16 protein-coding genes are annotated in these 12,447 nt (G+C 66.7%); 3 read left to right on the top strand and 13 right to left on the bottom strand.

All coding sequences use genetic code 11. The features are described from left to right. Positions 1-8: 8 nt before the first annotated feature. From hfq to rlmE, 6 genes are all read right to left on the bottom strand, one after another. Entirely contained in the window at positions 9-284 is a 276-nt protein-coding gene (gene hfq, locus ACZK2R_RS07850) for an RNA chaperone Hfq (RefSeq protein WP_004152891.1), read from the bottom strand. A 96-nt stretch (positions 285-380) separates the two neighbouring features. Further along, positions 381-1,334 carry a tRNA (adenosine(37)-N6)-dimethylallyltransferase MiaA gene (miaA, locus tag ACZK2R_RS07845; protein ID WP_180838532.1) on the bottom strand — a complete coding sequence of 318 codons (954 nt, stop codon included), beginning with the start codon at positions 1,332-1,334 and terminating at the stop codon, positions 381-383. Then, entirely contained in the window at positions 1,334-2,230 is an 897-nt protein-coding gene (gene folP / locus ACZK2R_RS07840; protein ID WP_180838533.1) for a dihydropteroate synthase, read from the bottom strand. The genes miaA and folP overlap by 1 nt, the downstream gene beginning before the upstream one ends. 609 nt (positions 2,231-2,839) lie before the next feature. Next, the gene (locus ACZK2R_RS07835) at positions 2,840-3,025 is read right to left on the bottom strand and encodes a hypothetical protein (protein WP_121503759.1); all 186 of its coding nucleotides are present in this window, start codon (positions 3,023-3,025) and stop codon (positions 2,840-2,842) included. A 102-nt stretch (positions 3,026-3,127) separates the two neighbouring features. Further along, positions 3,128-5,062 carry an ATP-dependent zinc metalloprotease FtsH gene (gene ftsH, locus ACZK2R_RS07830; protein WP_010485966.1) on the bottom strand — a complete coding sequence of 645 codons (1,935 nt, stop codon included), beginning with the start codon at positions 5,060-5,062 and terminating at the stop codon, positions 3,128-3,130. Positions 5,063-5,131: 69 nt separating this feature from the next. Beyond that, on the bottom strand, positions 5,132-5,764 hold the full coding sequence (rlmE, locus tag ACZK2R_RS07825) for a 23S rRNA (uridine(2552)-2'-O)-methyltransferase RlmE (RefSeq protein ID WP_005409014.1): 633 nt from the start codon (positions 5,762-5,764) through the stop codon (positions 5,132-5,134). A gap of 65 nt (positions 5,765-5,829) precedes the next feature. On the opposite strand from rlmE, the gene yhbY reads away from it, so the two are divergent. Continuing rightward, positions 5,830-6,135, top strand: coding sequence for a ribosome assembly RNA-binding protein YhbY (gene yhbY, locus ACZK2R_RS07820; protein ID WP_004152868.1), 306 nt, complete (start codon positions 5,830-5,832; stop codon positions 6,133-6,135). 13 nt (positions 6,136-6,148) lie between these two features. After that, complete coding sequence (locus tag ACZK2R_RS07815) at positions 6,149-6,523, top strand: Mth938-like domain-containing protein (protein ID WP_012510659.1); 375 nt, start codon at positions 6,149-6,151, stop codon at positions 6,521-6,523. A 27-nt stretch (positions 6,524-6,550) separates the two neighbouring features. Here ACZK2R_RS07815 and ACZK2R_RS07810 read toward each other — a convergent pair whose 3' ends face one another. The 5 genes from ACZK2R_RS07810 to surE form a co-directional block, all read right to left on the bottom strand. After that, a complete protein-coding gene (locus ACZK2R_RS07810) occupies positions 6,551-7,039 on the bottom strand; it encodes a hypothetical protein (RefSeq protein WP_180837499.1) in 489 nt (162 codons plus the stop codon). Positions 7,040-7,213: 174 nt separating this feature from the next. Then, a complete protein-coding gene (locus tag ACZK2R_RS07805; protein ID WP_258015755.1) occupies positions 7,214-7,999 on the bottom strand; it encodes a peptidoglycan DD-metalloendopeptidase family protein in 786 nt (261 codons plus the stop codon). Beyond that, positions 7,996-8,610 carry a YqaA family protein gene (locus ACZK2R_RS07800; RefSeq protein ID WP_014036746.1) on the bottom strand — a complete coding sequence of 205 codons (615 nt, stop codon included), beginning with the start codon at positions 8,608-8,610 and terminating at the stop codon, positions 7,996-7,998. Before ACZK2R_RS07800 ends, ACZK2R_RS07805 begins: the two co-directional genes overlap by 4 nt. Positions 8,611-8,628: 18 nt before the next feature. Next, complete coding sequence (locus tag ACZK2R_RS07795; RefSeq protein ID WP_010485977.1) at positions 8,629-9,306, bottom strand: protein-L-isoaspartate(D-aspartate) O-methyltransferase; 678 nt, start codon at positions 9,304-9,306, stop codon at positions 8,629-8,631. After that, positions 9,303-10,082 carry a 5'/3'-nucleotidase SurE gene (gene surE / locus ACZK2R_RS07790; protein ID WP_180837497.1) on the bottom strand — a complete coding sequence of 260 codons (780 nt, stop codon included), beginning with the start codon at positions 10,080-10,082 and terminating at the stop codon, positions 9,303-9,305. Before surE ends, ACZK2R_RS07795 begins: the two co-directional genes overlap by 4 nt. 209 nt (positions 10,083-10,291) lie before the next feature. Here surE and ACZK2R_RS07785 point away from each other — a divergent pair, with 209 nt between their 5' ends. Continuing rightward, positions 10,292-10,831 carry a Smr/MutS family protein gene (locus ACZK2R_RS07785; protein ID WP_180837496.1) on the top strand — a complete coding sequence of 180 codons (540 nt, stop codon included), beginning with the start codon at positions 10,292-10,294 and terminating at the stop codon, positions 10,829-10,831. A 69-nt stretch (positions 10,832-10,900) separates the two neighbouring features. On the opposite strand, the gene truD is transcribed toward ACZK2R_RS07785, so the two are convergent. Next, positions 10,901-11,932, bottom strand: coding sequence for a tRNA pseudouridine(13) synthase TruD (gene truD / locus ACZK2R_RS07780; RefSeq protein WP_180837495.1), 1,032 nt, complete (start codon positions 11,930-11,932; stop codon positions 10,901-10,903). Beyond that, on the bottom strand, positions 11,929-12,426 hold the full coding sequence (gene ispF / locus ACZK2R_RS07775; protein WP_005409005.1) for a 2-C-methyl-D-erythritol 2,4-cyclodiphosphate synthase: 498 nt from the start codon (positions 12,424-12,426) through the stop codon (positions 11,929-11,931). The genes truD and ispF overlap by 4 nt, the downstream gene beginning before the upstream one ends. Positions 12,427-12,447 lie beyond the last annotated feature (21 nt).

Raw genomic sequence — 12,447 nt, 5'->3', positions numbered from 1 at the left:
CTCCGGTATTATTCGTCTGCTTCATCACCTGCCTGACCACCTTCACCCGACTGCACATAACCACCGCCCGGACCGACCTTCACGTTGCGTGCCGGAACGACCGTGGAAATGGCGTGCTTGTAGACCATCTGACTGACCGTGTTGCGCAGCAGGACCACGAACTGGTCGAACGACTCGATCGTGCCCTGCAGCTTGATGCCGTTCACCAGGTACACCGAAACCGGCACGCGTTCGCGCCGCAGTGCATTCAAGAAAGGATCCTGCAGCGATTGCCCCTTGGACATTGCACACTCCTGATTATTGTTCTTATTGGGTTGCCGACGGTTGCCACGGCCCCCGAGCCGCCCGCCGACCGATGATGTTACACGGCTGGCGGGGGTTCAGCGTGCGACGAAGGTCGACACCGCGCCGGCCAGGCGCTCGTGGTCGATATGGGGGTCGAACCAGCGCGCATCAAGCTCGCCGCGCAGCCAGGTCAGCTGGCGCTTGGCCAGCTGGCGGGTGGCGAAGATCGCCTTGTCACGGAAGCGGGCGGCATCGCCCTCCCCCTCCAGGTATTCCCAGGCCTGCCGATAGCCGACCGCGCGCACTGCCGGCAGGTCCAGCGGCGCCTCCACGGCAGCCATTTCCGGCATCGCGCGCAACGCCCGCACCTCGTCGAGGAAGCCCTGCGCCAGCATGGCGTCGAAGCGCGCCTCGATGCGCTGGTGCAGCACCGCGCGGTCACGCGGCGCCAGGATCAGCTTGAGGGTGCGCACCGGCAACGGCGCCACGCCCGGCCGGCGCTGCCATTCAGTGATGGGGGTGCCGGTCAGGCGATAGACCTCCAGCGCCCGCTGGATGCGCTGCGGGTCGGTGGCATGGATGCGTGCCGCTGCTGCTGGATCGACCTTGGCCAACTCTGCGTGCAGCGCCGCCCAGCCACGCTCGGCCGCCTCGGCGCTGAGCGCTTCGCGCGTCGCCGGATCGGCCTCGGGCATCGGCGACAGGCCCTGCAACAGGGCGCGGAAGTACAGGCCAGTGCCACCGGCCAGGATCGGCATCTTGCCGCGTGCCACGATGTCGGCCACGACCCGGCCGGCATCGGCGGCGAATTCGGCTGCCGAGTAGGTCTGCCAGGGATCGCGCAGGTCCAGCAGATGGTGCGGCGCCTGCGCACGCTCTGCCGCATCGGGCTTGGCCGAACCGATATCCAGGTGGCGGTACACCAGCGCCGAATCGACGCTGACGATTTCGCCATCCAGCTGCTGTGCCAGAGCGATCGCGGTGGCGGTCTTGCCACTGGCGGTCGGCCCCATCACGGCGATCGCCAGCGGCCGCCGGTCGATGCCCATCAGTCTTCGTCCGGCCAGCGGATCGTCGGCGTGGCGTCGGCGCGCGGCGTCGGCACCGCCTCGACCGCTTGCCAGATCTTCAGCGCATCGACGGTGGCCGCCACGTCATGCACGCGCACGATGCGCGCACCACGCTGCACCGCAATCAGGTGCGCGGCCACCGACGCGGCCACGCGTTCGGACGGCGTGTCGCGGCCGGTCAGTTCGCCCAGGCTGCGCTTGCGCGACAAGCCAGCCAGCATCGGCACGCCCAGTTCCAGGAAGCGTTCCGAGCGCGCCAGCAGGGTCATGTTGTGGGCCGTGGTCTTGCCGAAGCCGAAACCGAGGTCGACCAGCAGGTTCTTCTTCGCGATGCCGGCCATTTCTGCAGCGAACAGGCGCTGCACCAGGAAACCGTGCACCTCGGCGACCACGTCATCGTAGTGTGGGTCAGCCTGCATGTGGCCCGGCTCGCCCTGCATGTGCATCAGCACCACCGGCACGCCGGTTGCAGCGGCGGCGTCCAGCGCCCCGTCCTGGCGCAGGCCGAAGATGTCATTGATCATGCCCGCGCCGGCGGCCACGGCCGCACGCATCACCTCCGGCTTGAAGGTATCGATACTAATCGGAACCTGCGTACGGGCGGCCAGCTGCTCGATCACCGGAAGCACCCGGCGCAGCTCGTCCTCGACCGATACCGGCGCGGCGCCGGGGCGGGTGGATTCGCCACCGATATCGAGCAGGTCCGCGCCGTCCTCGACCAGTTTCAGGCCATGTGCGACCGCGGCCTCGGTGGTGTCGTGCGCGCCGCCATCGGAGAACGAGTCCGGGGTGACATTGACGATGCCCATGACCCGGGCACGGTCGAGGCGCAGGATGCGGCCGGCGCAATCGAGCTGGGGCGAGGTATCGAACATGGGCAATCCTGCAGGGACAACGGCGGGTAGTTTAGTTCGGCAGGGCGGCGCCCTGCACCCGCAGAGGCCAGAGCTACAGCAAGAGCCGGAGCAACAGCGGGTTTACTGAGGGATGGCGGGGTGGGTCCGGTTGCGGGGGACGCCGTGAATCCGTCCATGGAGGCTCGGTCGCGCCATCCATGGCGCTCACGCCCCCGCAACCGGACCCACCCCGCCTTCGACAGTTTTCTGCGATCTGCAGTAGATCCACGCCATGCGTGGATGACTCATTCGATATCTGACAGATGTGTCGACCAAGGTCGACACCTACCAACAGCCGCGGAGATCTGTCAGAGGTGGGGCGGTGTCGGAGTGCGGGGTGTCAGCCGCATGGGCCCGAGGCATGCCTCGGGCGGGTTGGGCAGGACGCCCAACCCCGGTCTTGCCGTGTGCGCAGGAATGCGCACGCGAGCAAGCGGCTGCCAAGCTTACAGGGACGTACTTGCAGCGTCCCCGCACTCCGACACCGCCCCGCCATCCTACGGAAAGCCCGCTGTTGCTGTTGCTGCTGAGGTTGCCGGCCAGCGACCGGCACTACCGCGGGTGCAGGGCGCAGCCCTGCCAACACCCTTAACGGCGGCGGCGCTTTCGGTCCACGTACAGGGTCCTGACGATGCTCAGCACGATGCCGACACCGATACCCACCACGCAGCCCAGCAGCAGATTGTCGGCCCCCAGGCCCACACCCACGCCGACCACGGTGGCGATGACCATTTCGGCGGTGTGGGAAATCGGTTCGGGCTTCGGGGCGGACATGCGGGCTCCAGCGTCAGATCAGTTCTTCGGGATGGGCCAGTGGCCCGGAAACGACGAAGCCGGGTTGCCCCGGCCTCGTCTGGTGTCACGTGCAGCGGGCCGTCAGTGCGATTCGGCCGGGCCTGCGATCGGCGGCAGCGGACGGGCGTCGCCGCCCTTGTCGTTGCCACCATCCTTGTTCGACTTGTTCCAACCGGCCGGCGGCGGCGGATCACGGCCTTCCATGATGGCGTCGATCTGCGGCGCGTCGATGGTCTCGTACTGCAGCAACAGCTGGGACATCGCGTGCAGCTTGTCCAGGTTGGCCGTCATCAGCTCGGTGGTGCGTGCGTAAGCCTCGTCGAGGATGTTGCGCACTTCCTCGTCGATGCGGCGCGCGGTGTCGTTGGACACGCTCTTGTGCTGGGTGACCGAACGGCCCAGGAACACCTCGTCGTCCTCTTCGCCATAGGCGATCGGGCCGAGCTGGTCGGACAGGCCCCACTTGGTGACCATGTTGCGGGCCATCTTGGTGGCGCGCTCGATGTCGTTGGAGGCGCCGGTGGTGACCTTGTCGGCACCGAAGATCAGCTCCTCGGCCACGCGGCCACCGTACAGCGAGCACAGCTGCGACTTGATCGCCACGCGGTTCATCGAGTACTTGTCGCCTTCCGGCAGGTACATGGTCACACCCAGCGCACGGCCGCGCGGAATGATGGTGACCTTGTAGACCGGGTCATGCTCGGGCACCAGGCGGCCGACGATGGCGTGGCCGGCTTCGTGGTAGGCGGTGAGGGTCTTCTCCTCCTCGCTCATGGCCATCGAGCGGCGCTCGGCACCCATCAGGATCTTGTCGCGGGCACGGTCGAAGTGGTCCATGCGGACCTCCTTCTCGTTGCCACGCGCGGCGAACAGGGCAGCCTCGTTGCAGAGGTTGGCCAGGTCGGCGCCGGAGAAGCCCGGGGTACCACGCGCGATCACCATCGGCTCGACGTCGTCGGCCAGCGGCAGCTTACGCATGTGCACCTTCAGGATGTGCTCGCGACCCTTCACGTCCGGCAGGCCGACCACGACCTGGCGATCGAAACGGCCCGGGCGCAGCAGCGCCGGATCCAGCACGTCCGGACGGTTGGTCGCGGCGATCACGATCACGCCTTCGCCACCTTCAAAACCGTCCATTTCGACCAGCAGCTGGTTCAGGGTCTGCTCGCGCTCGTCATGACCGCCGCCCAGGCCGGCGCCACGGTGACGACCGACGGCGTCGATTTCGTCGATGAAGATGATGCAGGGGGCGTGCTTCTTGGCCTGCTCGAACATGTCGCGCACGCGGCTGGCGCCGACGCCGACGAACATTTCCACGAAGTCCGAACCGGAGATCGAGAAGAACGGCACCTTGGCTTCGCCGGCGATGGCCTTGGCCAGCAGCGTCTTGCCGGTACCCGGCGGGCCGACCATCAGCACGCCGCGCGGAATCTTGCCGCCCAGCTTGGTGAACTTGGACGGGTCGCGCAGGAAGTCGACCAGCTCGCCCACTTCTTCCTTGGCCTCGTCGCAGCCAGCGACGTCGGCGAAGGTGACCTTGATCTGGTCTTCGCCCTGCAGCTTGGCGCGCGACTTGCCGAAGGACATCGCGCCCTTGGCACCGCCGCCACCGCCCTGCATCTGGCGCATGATGAACAACCAGAAGCCGATGATCAGGATGACCGGCAGGAAATTCATCAGGATCGCGCCGAGGGAAATGCCGCTGGACGGCTCCTCCTGCACGATCTCCACGTTCTTGGTACGCAGCACGTTGATCAGGTCACGATCGAACGGTGCGGTGATGGTGGACGACTGCCCACCGCGGGTGGTGTAGGTCAGCTGGCTGGTGCCGCCGCGCATGTCGCCGCCAAAGGCGACCTTCTGCACGTTGCCGCTGTCCACCTGGTCCAGGAACTGCGAGTACGACGCGCCCTGCGCGCCGGCCCCGGAGGACTTCGGCGAGAAGCTCTGGAAGACCACCATCAGCACGACGGCGACGACCACCCATAGCAGGAGGTTCTTGGTCAAGTCGTTCATCCTCATTGGCTCCGGTGTTCCTCTCAGTGCTGGCGTTGCGTTGGGGTCGAACTTGCGTACGTTGCGAGCTTACTTCATGTGGGCGCGTTTTCCCTGACCCAAGGCATACACCTCGGGAGAGCGCTTGCGCGAGGCTTCCGGCTTGCGGATGGAGACCTTGTCGTACCGGCGGCGCATGTCGCGCACGTAGTCGTCAAAGCCCTCGCCCTGGAACAGCTTGATCAGGAATGCGCCACCGGTCTTCAGGTGGTTGTCGGCAAAATCCAGAGCCAGCTCCGCCAGGTGCATCATCCGCGGCTGGTCGACCGCGCCTACACCACTCTTATTGGGGGCCATGTCCGACAGCACAAGGTCTACCGGCTGATCCCCGAGCATGGCTTCAAACTGCGATAGAACGGCTTCTTCCCTGAAGTCACCATGAAGGAACTCCACGCCGGCCAGCGGCGGCATGTCCAGGATATCCAGTGCCAGCACGCGGCCGGTATCGCCGATCTGTCTCCTAACCTGCTGAGACCAGCCGCCCGGGGCCGCGCCAAGGTCGACCACCACCATGTGCGGCTTCAGCAACCGGTCACGTTCCAGCAGCTCTTCGAGCTTGTAGGCCGCGCGCGAGCGCATGCCTTCGGCCTGGGCCTTCTTCACGAAGGGGTCGGAGAAGTGTTCCTTGAGCCAGCGCTGGCTGCTTTTGCTGCGGGTAGCCATTGAAAATAGGGGCTGATGGGGTCCTCATGATACCCTGATCGCCCCATTCAACCGTGTTTTCCTGCATGTCCATCGCCCTGACCGCTTCCCAGACCCGTTTCCTGCGCGGCCAAGCCCACGACCTGAAGGCCCTGCTGCAGACCGGCGGCAAGGGCGTGACCCCGGCCTTCATCGCTGAGCTGAACGAAGTGCTGGAGCGCCACGAGCTGGTCAAGGTGAAGGTCGCTGCCGAAGACCGCGACGCCCGTGACGTGATGATCGGCGAGATCGTCGAAGCCACCGAGAGCGCGTTGGTACAGCGCATCGGCCACGTCGCCGTGCTGTACCGCCCGAGCAAGGAACAGCGCCAGATCGTGCTGCCGCGCGGCTGATCGCCTTACTGCCATGCAGCTGAACCACGAACCGCCCGATTACGCCTACAGCCTGCGCGCCGCCGATGGCCGCTCGGCCAAGGTGAATGACCAGGTGCTGGGCAGCAGTTTCTTCCTGACCCCGGACCAGCTGGTCACGCAATGGCCGGTAGTGAGCGCCACCGCGCTGCAGCTGGCTGACCTGGAGCCGATCCTGGCGCTGAACCCGGCGCTGATCGTGCTCGGCACGGGTGACCGCCAGGTATTCCCGCCGGCAGTGGTGATGGCTGCCTGCCTGTCACGCGGCATCGGCCTGGAAGTGATGAACAATCCGGCCGCCGCGCGCACCTTCAACATCCTGGCGGGCGAAGGCCGCAAGGTCGCGGCCGCTTTCATTCTGGAAGGCTGAGGTCGAGGCGTCGGGCGCGCCCCGGCGCTAGCCGCCAGAAGCGGTGCAGCGGAAGGCCGAGAACTGCTTCAGCCGCCCGATCAGGTTGCCGCTCTGGCCCCAGCGGATGTCCATGACCTTCCAGTCCTGACCCTGCCTTTGCAGCAGGACACGGTCGGTCCAGCGATAGTCGCCTATCGCCATTTCGACGGGTACCCAACTGCCATCGCCGCTCGTCGCGGGCAGCCCCACCTTTACCGTTTCCGGCCGATCCGGCGCCATGAGATACGGGCTCTGGTCCAGCATGTGCGGCTTCTCGTCATGCGCGGCCAGCACCGCACAGGCCCGCTCGTAAGCGCGCTGCGCATCGATGGCTGAGCGCAGCGCATCGCCCAGCAACGTCGGAATGGTCGCTTCGTCCGAAGCCGGCGCCTGGACGGCCGCGTAAAGACGGGTGACCACGTCGCGCGGATCGCTGGCTGCGGAGGCCAGCGGCGCGACGATGAGCAACGCGAGAGTGGAAGCAGGACGGAGCATGGGGTACCGGATTGACTGGGACCGCTCAAGAATGCCGGGTATCCCGTCCGCCGTGAAGGTGATCCTGCGACACACAAGATCGCAAATGACCACTCTGCGGTACCCGGGTCGAGCATGGCTCGACTCTACAGGCCAGGAACGCCGGGCATGGCCCGGCGCTATCGCATCTGACGATCAGCGTGCCGGCAGGTACTGCTGCGGGTCGACCGGCTTGCCGTTGTAGCGAATCTCGAAGTGGACCATGTCGCGGTTCGCACCGGTACGGCCCATTTCGGCGATCTGCTCACCGGCCTTCACGCTCTGGCCTTCATTCACCAGGCGCTTGCGGTTGTGGCCATAGGCCGACAGCCACTGGTCGCTGTGCTTGATGATGATCAGCTCGCCGTAGCCGACCAGGCCGGCGCCGGAATACACCACCACGCCATTGGCGGTGGCCTTGACCGCCTGGCCGCTGGTGCCGGCGATGTCGACGCCCTGCTTGGTCGCATCACCAGCCACGTAACGGCCAACGATGGCGCCATCAGCCGGCCAGCGCCAGGCGATGTTGCTTTTCACCGGACCGACCGGCGCCGGGACCGGCGTGGTGCTGCCGCCACTGTTGCCACCGGAACGCGGCGGGGTGACCACCGTGGTGGGCGCGCGGCCGCCGCTGGCACCGGCCGGATACAGCCGGATCACCTGCCCCGGATAGATCGTCGAGGGGTTGTCCAGGCTGTTCCAGGCAATCAGGTCGGCCGGGGTGATGTCATGGATGCGGGCCAGCGCATAGATGGTGTCGCCCTTGCGCACCACCACGGTCTGCCCCGGCTTGGGTACCGAGGTCTTCGGCGTGGTCACACCGCCACCGGTGCTGCCACCACCAGGACGAACCACGGTGGCGGTGCCGCAGGCGGCCAGGGTGGAAACCAGCAACGCCAGCGCGCCGATGCGCACTCCCTTGCTCAGACGATCAGGACTCATGCGAACTTCGACCTCCATACAAGCCAGGCGATCAGCACCACCACCAGCGCGGTGGCGATCCAGCCCAGCGGTTCAATCCAGCGACGCAGTGCCGCTTCAGCACGCGCACCACCGATACGGATGACCGCAGCCAGCACGAACACGCGCTTGCCACGACCGATCAGCATGCTCAACAGGTACTGCGGCATCGGTACACCGACGATACCCGATGCCCACGTGAAGACCTTCATCGGGATGGGCATGAATCCGCCCAGCACCAGGAAGGTGAACACTGCCCACGGCGACTCGGCCATCTTCGCCTGCACGGTGGTGATGCCCTGCTCGATGGCCGGCAGCATGCCCAGCGCCTCGAACAGCGGCTTGATCGCCTCGAAGGCGTAATGACCCAGCGCGTAGCCAACCAGTGCGCCGACCATCGAGCCGGCCAGGCTCAGGGTGGCGAACCACCAACCGCGCTTGGGCTGGGCCACGCACATCGGCGCCAGCATCACCTCCGGCATCACCGGGAAGATGATCGCCTCGAAGAAGCTCAACACCGTCAGGTAGGTCGGCGCGCGTTCGTGCGCCGCCCACTTCATCGCCCGCTCGTACAGCGGCCCGAAAATCTTCATGCAACCCTGCTCCGTGGATTAGTCGAGCATGCCAGACAGCAGCGGCACGAACGTGACCGGCGCCAGCACGTGTTGTTCGATGCTGCCGTCGGCCTTGCGGTCCAGCTGTACCAGCGACTGCGCCCCGGGGCCACCGACCGGCGCCACCAGGCGGCCGCCCTCGGCCAGTTGCTCGATCAGGGCGTCGACCAGTGCCGGCGCCGCCGCAGTAACCACGATGGCATCGAACGGACCGTGCTCGGCCCAGCCGACGCGACCGTCGTCATGCTTGGTGCGGATGTTCATGCCCAGCGCACGGAAGCGCTTGCGGGCCTGCCGCAGCAGATCACCGATGCGCTCCACGGTGTAGACCTCCAGGCCCAGCGCACCGAGGATTGCGGCTTGGTAACCGGAACCGGTGCCGACTTCCAGCACCCGTTTCGGTGCAACCTGGAGGACCGCCTCGGTCATCCGCGCGACCACCCAGGGCTGCGAGATGGTCTGGCCGTGGCCGATCGGCAGCGCAGTGTCTTCATACGCGCGCGAGGCCAGTGCCTCGTCGATGAACAGATGGCGCGGCACCACCCGGATCGCATTCAAGGTCGGCTCGTCAACGATGCCGGCTTCGCGCAGGCGGTCGACCAGGCGGTCACGCACACGCTGCGAGGTCATGCCGATACCGACGGCTTCCGGTTGCAGGCGCAGGCGTGGACTCATGCCGGCCGGTCCAGCGCGGCACTGAGGCCGCCGACCCAGCTGGCCACTTTCTCCAGTGCCTGGTAGCGGGTCAGGTCGACCTGGATCGGGGTGATCGAGATATGCCCGGTGCGCACCGCATGGAAGTCGGTACCGGGGCCGGAGTCCTGCTCACGGCCGGCCGGGCCGATCCAGTACACCTCGTTGCCGCGCGGGTCTTTCTGCGCGATGCAGCCTTCGGCGCGGTGGCGGTTGCCGAGGCGGGTGACCTCGAAGCCCTCGACCTCGCTCCACGGCAGATCAGGCACGTTGACGTTGAGGATGGTGTCAGCCGGCAACGGATCGGCCTTGAGCCGGGCAACGATCTCCACGGCAGCGCGCGCGGCGGTCTCGAAGTGTTTCGGATCGTGGTTGCGGGTAACCAGCGAGACCGCCACCGCCGGCAGCCCGAGGAAGCGACCTTCCATCGCCGCCGAGACGGTGCCGGAGTAGATCACGTCATCGCCGAGGTTGGCGGCATTGTTGATGCCGGACACGACAATGTCCGGTTCGAACTCGAGCAGCCCGGTCAGCGCCAGGTGCACGCAGTCGGTCGGAGTGCCGGCCACCGAGACGGTGTAATGGTCGATGCGCTTGAGGCGGATCGGCAGGTCCAGGGTCAGCGAATTGCTGGCGCCGGAGCGATCACGGTCGGGCGCGACCACCGTGACTTCGTGTCCGGCCTCGCGCAGCACCGAAGCAAGCATCCGGATGCCTGCGGCGTCGACGCCATCGTCGTTACTGACCAGGATTCGCATCTTCGATTTAACCGCTTGATTTTCCAAGAATTCGATTCCGTCACCGTGCAGTGTGGGCGGGACCGCCGTACTCCCCTGCGGAAGCCGTCGACCCTGCAAGGGCATCGTCTATTGTGCCGCATGCGAGCCGCCGGTCCTACCCTGTCGGCGGTCATGACCGACATCGAACCGTCATAGGCAGAGATGCGCCGGCGGTTTACCCTGTGCGCATGTCGCACCCTGAAGACGAAGATCCGGCCGCATTGTTCCGTGCGGCCATCGGCGAAGTGACGCCGCTGCGCAAGGATGCCGAGCCGGCGCCTGCCGCGCCCCGGCCGAAGCCGCGCGCGCGCATGGCCGAACGTGACGAGGCCGAAGCCGCCGGCGAATTCGCCCGGCTGCTGCGCGACAGCACGCCGCTGGAAGCCGGCGACGTGGCCAGCTATCGCCGCGACAACCTGCCACCACGCTTGTTCCAGCGCCTCAAGCGTGGCCAGTACTCGGTGCAGGACGAGCTGGACCTGCACGGCGCCACTGCGTCGCAGGCGGAGGCGCTGCTGCGCCAGTTCCTGCTGGAAGCGCATGCACACGACTATGGCTGCGTGCGCATCATCCACGGCAAGGGCCTGCAGTCCGATGGCGGTGCACCGGTGCTGAAGAATCTGGTCGATCGCCTGCTGCGGCTGCGCAACGACGTACTGGCGTTCCATTCGGCGCCGACCGGACAAGGCGGCACCGGCGCGATGCTGGTGCTGCTGGCCCGTAGATGAAAAAGGGGACGGAGGGAATTAAGTCGTTTGTGGCACAAACGACTTAATTCCCTCCGTCCCCTTTTTCTGTCAGGCCTGCGAGGCGTCTTCGACCGGGCCGAGTTCGTGCAGCACGGCGGTGGCGTAGCAGCCTGGCGGCAGCGCGAATGACAGCTCCAGCACGTCGTCGGCCAGCCACTGGTGCTGCAGCAGCGCAGGGCGCAGGCGCAGCGCGCGGCGCTCCTGCTTCAGGCGCGCGTCTTCCAGGCCGGCCCGCAGCGCCTTCGACTCGTCGTCGTCCAGCGCGGCCAGCTCCAGCTCACGTGCCGCGTCGGCGCTGCGCAGCTCGCCTTCGCCCCACAGCGGTGCGCTGGGATGGATGTCGAAACGCGCCAGTCGCTCGGCCAGCACCTCGGTGTACGGCTCGGGTCCGAACACGCTGCGGCTGCCATCGAGCATCCACACTTCGCCATCGAGCGGCTGATCCCAGTTGCCCTGCTCCACGCGCGCGGCCAGCACGCGGTTGAACAGCGCCGAACGGGCTGCAGAGAGCAGCAGCGAACGCTGGTCCTTGCGCATGCGGCGGCCACCGAACATCGCCAGTGCCGCCGGCACATTGCCGCCGTCGCGGCCAAAGCGCTGCTCGCCGAACCAGTTCGGCAGGCCGCGCTCGGCAATCTGCTGCAGGCGCTCGCTGATCGCTGCAGCATCACCCTGCACCTCGCGCAGCACCAGCTTGAAGCGGTTGCCGGCCAGTGCGCCACGCTGCAGCTTGCGGTTGTGCCAGGTGGCTTCGAGCACTTCGATCTCGTCGCTGGCCAGCTCGGCCAGGTCCGGCGCGACGCGCTTGGGCAGGTGCACGCTGAAACGCTGGGTGGTGACCGCATGGCGATCCTTCATGCCGGCGTAGCTCACCGCCATTTCCGGCAGGCCTGCCCACTTGGCCAGCACCTTGGCCACATGCACGGTGTTGGCACCACGCTTGCGGATGTGCAGCAGCAGGTGTTCGCCTTCACCGGTCGCCTCGAAGGCCGGCAGTTCGTCAACCTGGAAATCGTCCGGCGTGGTGCGGATGCGCGCCGTCAGCAACGGTGCACCAAACGCCAACGGCAGCGGGATCATGCCGCCACCAGCAGCACCACCGCCTGTGCGGCGATGCCTTCGCCACGGCCGGTGAAGCCCAGCTTCTCAGACGTGGTGGCCTTGACGCTGACTGCATCCAGCGGCAACTGCAGCAACCCACCGATGCGCTCACGCATCGCCAGCGCATGCGGGCCGACCTTCGGACGCTCGCAGATCACGGTGATGTCGGTGTTGCCGACGCGCCAGCCACGCTCGCGCAGCAGGCTGTCGCAATGGCGCACGAAATCACTGCTGTCGGCGCCCTTCCAGCGGTCGTCACTCGGCGGGAAATGCTGGCCGATATCGCCCAGCGCCAGCGCACCGAGCATCGCATCGCACAGGGCGTGCAGGATCACGTCGCCATCGCTGTGCGCGAGCACGCCGCAGCTGTGCGGCACGTTCACGCCGCCGAGCATGATGTGATCGCCTTCACCGAAGGCATGGACGTCGTAGCCCTGGCCGATGCGGACGGGCGGGAACGGTGCGGTGCTCATGGATGCAACCCTTGCAACAGG

This window comes from Stenotrophomonas sp. 96582_Sma (assembly GCF_056480905.1).
This window is presented reverse-complemented; position numbering and strand designations above follow the sequence as displayed.

Coding starts and splice junctions, on each gene's coding strand:
- hfq (WP_004152891.1), bottom strand. CDS start 284: ATGTCCAAGGGGCAATCGCTGCAGGATCCTTTCTTGAATGCACTGCGG.
- miaA (WP_180838532.1), bottom strand. CDS start 1,334: ATGGGCATCGACCGGCGGCCGCTGGCGATCGCCGTGATGGGGCCGACC.
- folP (WP_180838533.1), bottom strand. CDS start 2,230: ATGTTCGATACCTCGCCCCAGCTCGATTGCGCCGGCCGCATCCTGCGC.
- ACZK2R_RS07835 (WP_121503759.1), bottom strand. CDS start 3,025: ATGTCCGCCCCGAAGCCCGAACCGATTTCCCACACCGCCGAAATGGTC.
- ftsH (WP_010485966.1), bottom strand. CDS start 5,062: ATGAACGACTTGACCAAGAACCTCCTGCTATGGGTGGTCGTCGCCGTC.
- rlmE (WP_005409014.1), bottom strand. CDS start 5,764: ATGGCTACCCGCAGCAAAAGCAGCCAGCGCTGGCTCAAGGAACACTTC.
- yhbY (WP_004152868.1), top strand. CDS start 5,830: ATGTCCATCGCCCTGACCGCTTCCCAGACCCGTTTCCTGCGCGGCCAA.
- ACZK2R_RS07815 (WP_012510659.1), top strand. CDS start 6,149: ATGCAGCTGAACCACGAACCGCCCGATTACGCCTACAGCCTGCGCGCC.
- ACZK2R_RS07810 (WP_180837499.1), bottom strand. CDS start 7,039: ATGCTCCGTCCTGCTTCCACTCTCGCGTTGCTCATCGTCGCGCCGCTG.
- ACZK2R_RS07805 (WP_258015755.1), bottom strand. CDS start 7,999: ATGAGTCCTGATCGTCTGAGCAAGGGAGTGCGCATCGGCGCGCTGGCG.
- ACZK2R_RS07800 (WP_014036746.1), bottom strand. CDS start 8,610: ATGAAGATTTTCGGGCCGCTGTACGAGCGGGCGATGAAGTGGGCGGCG.
- ACZK2R_RS07795 (WP_010485977.1), bottom strand. CDS start 9,306: ATGAGTCCACGCCTGCGCCTGCAACCGGAAGCCGTCGGTATCGGCATG.
- surE (WP_180837497.1), bottom strand. CDS start 10,082: ATGCGAATCCTGGTCAGTAACGACGATGGCGTCGACGCCGCAGGCATC.
- ACZK2R_RS07785 (WP_180837496.1), top strand. CDS start 10,292: ATGTCGCACCCTGAAGACGAAGATCCGGCCGCATTGTTCCGTGCGGCC.
- truD (WP_180837495.1), bottom strand. CDS start 11,932: ATGATCCCGCTGCCGTTGGCGTTTGGTGCACCGTTGCTGACGGCGCGC.
- ispF (WP_005409005.1), bottom strand. CDS start 12,426: ATGAGCACCGCACCGTTCCCGCCCGTCCGCATCGGCCAGGGCTACGAC.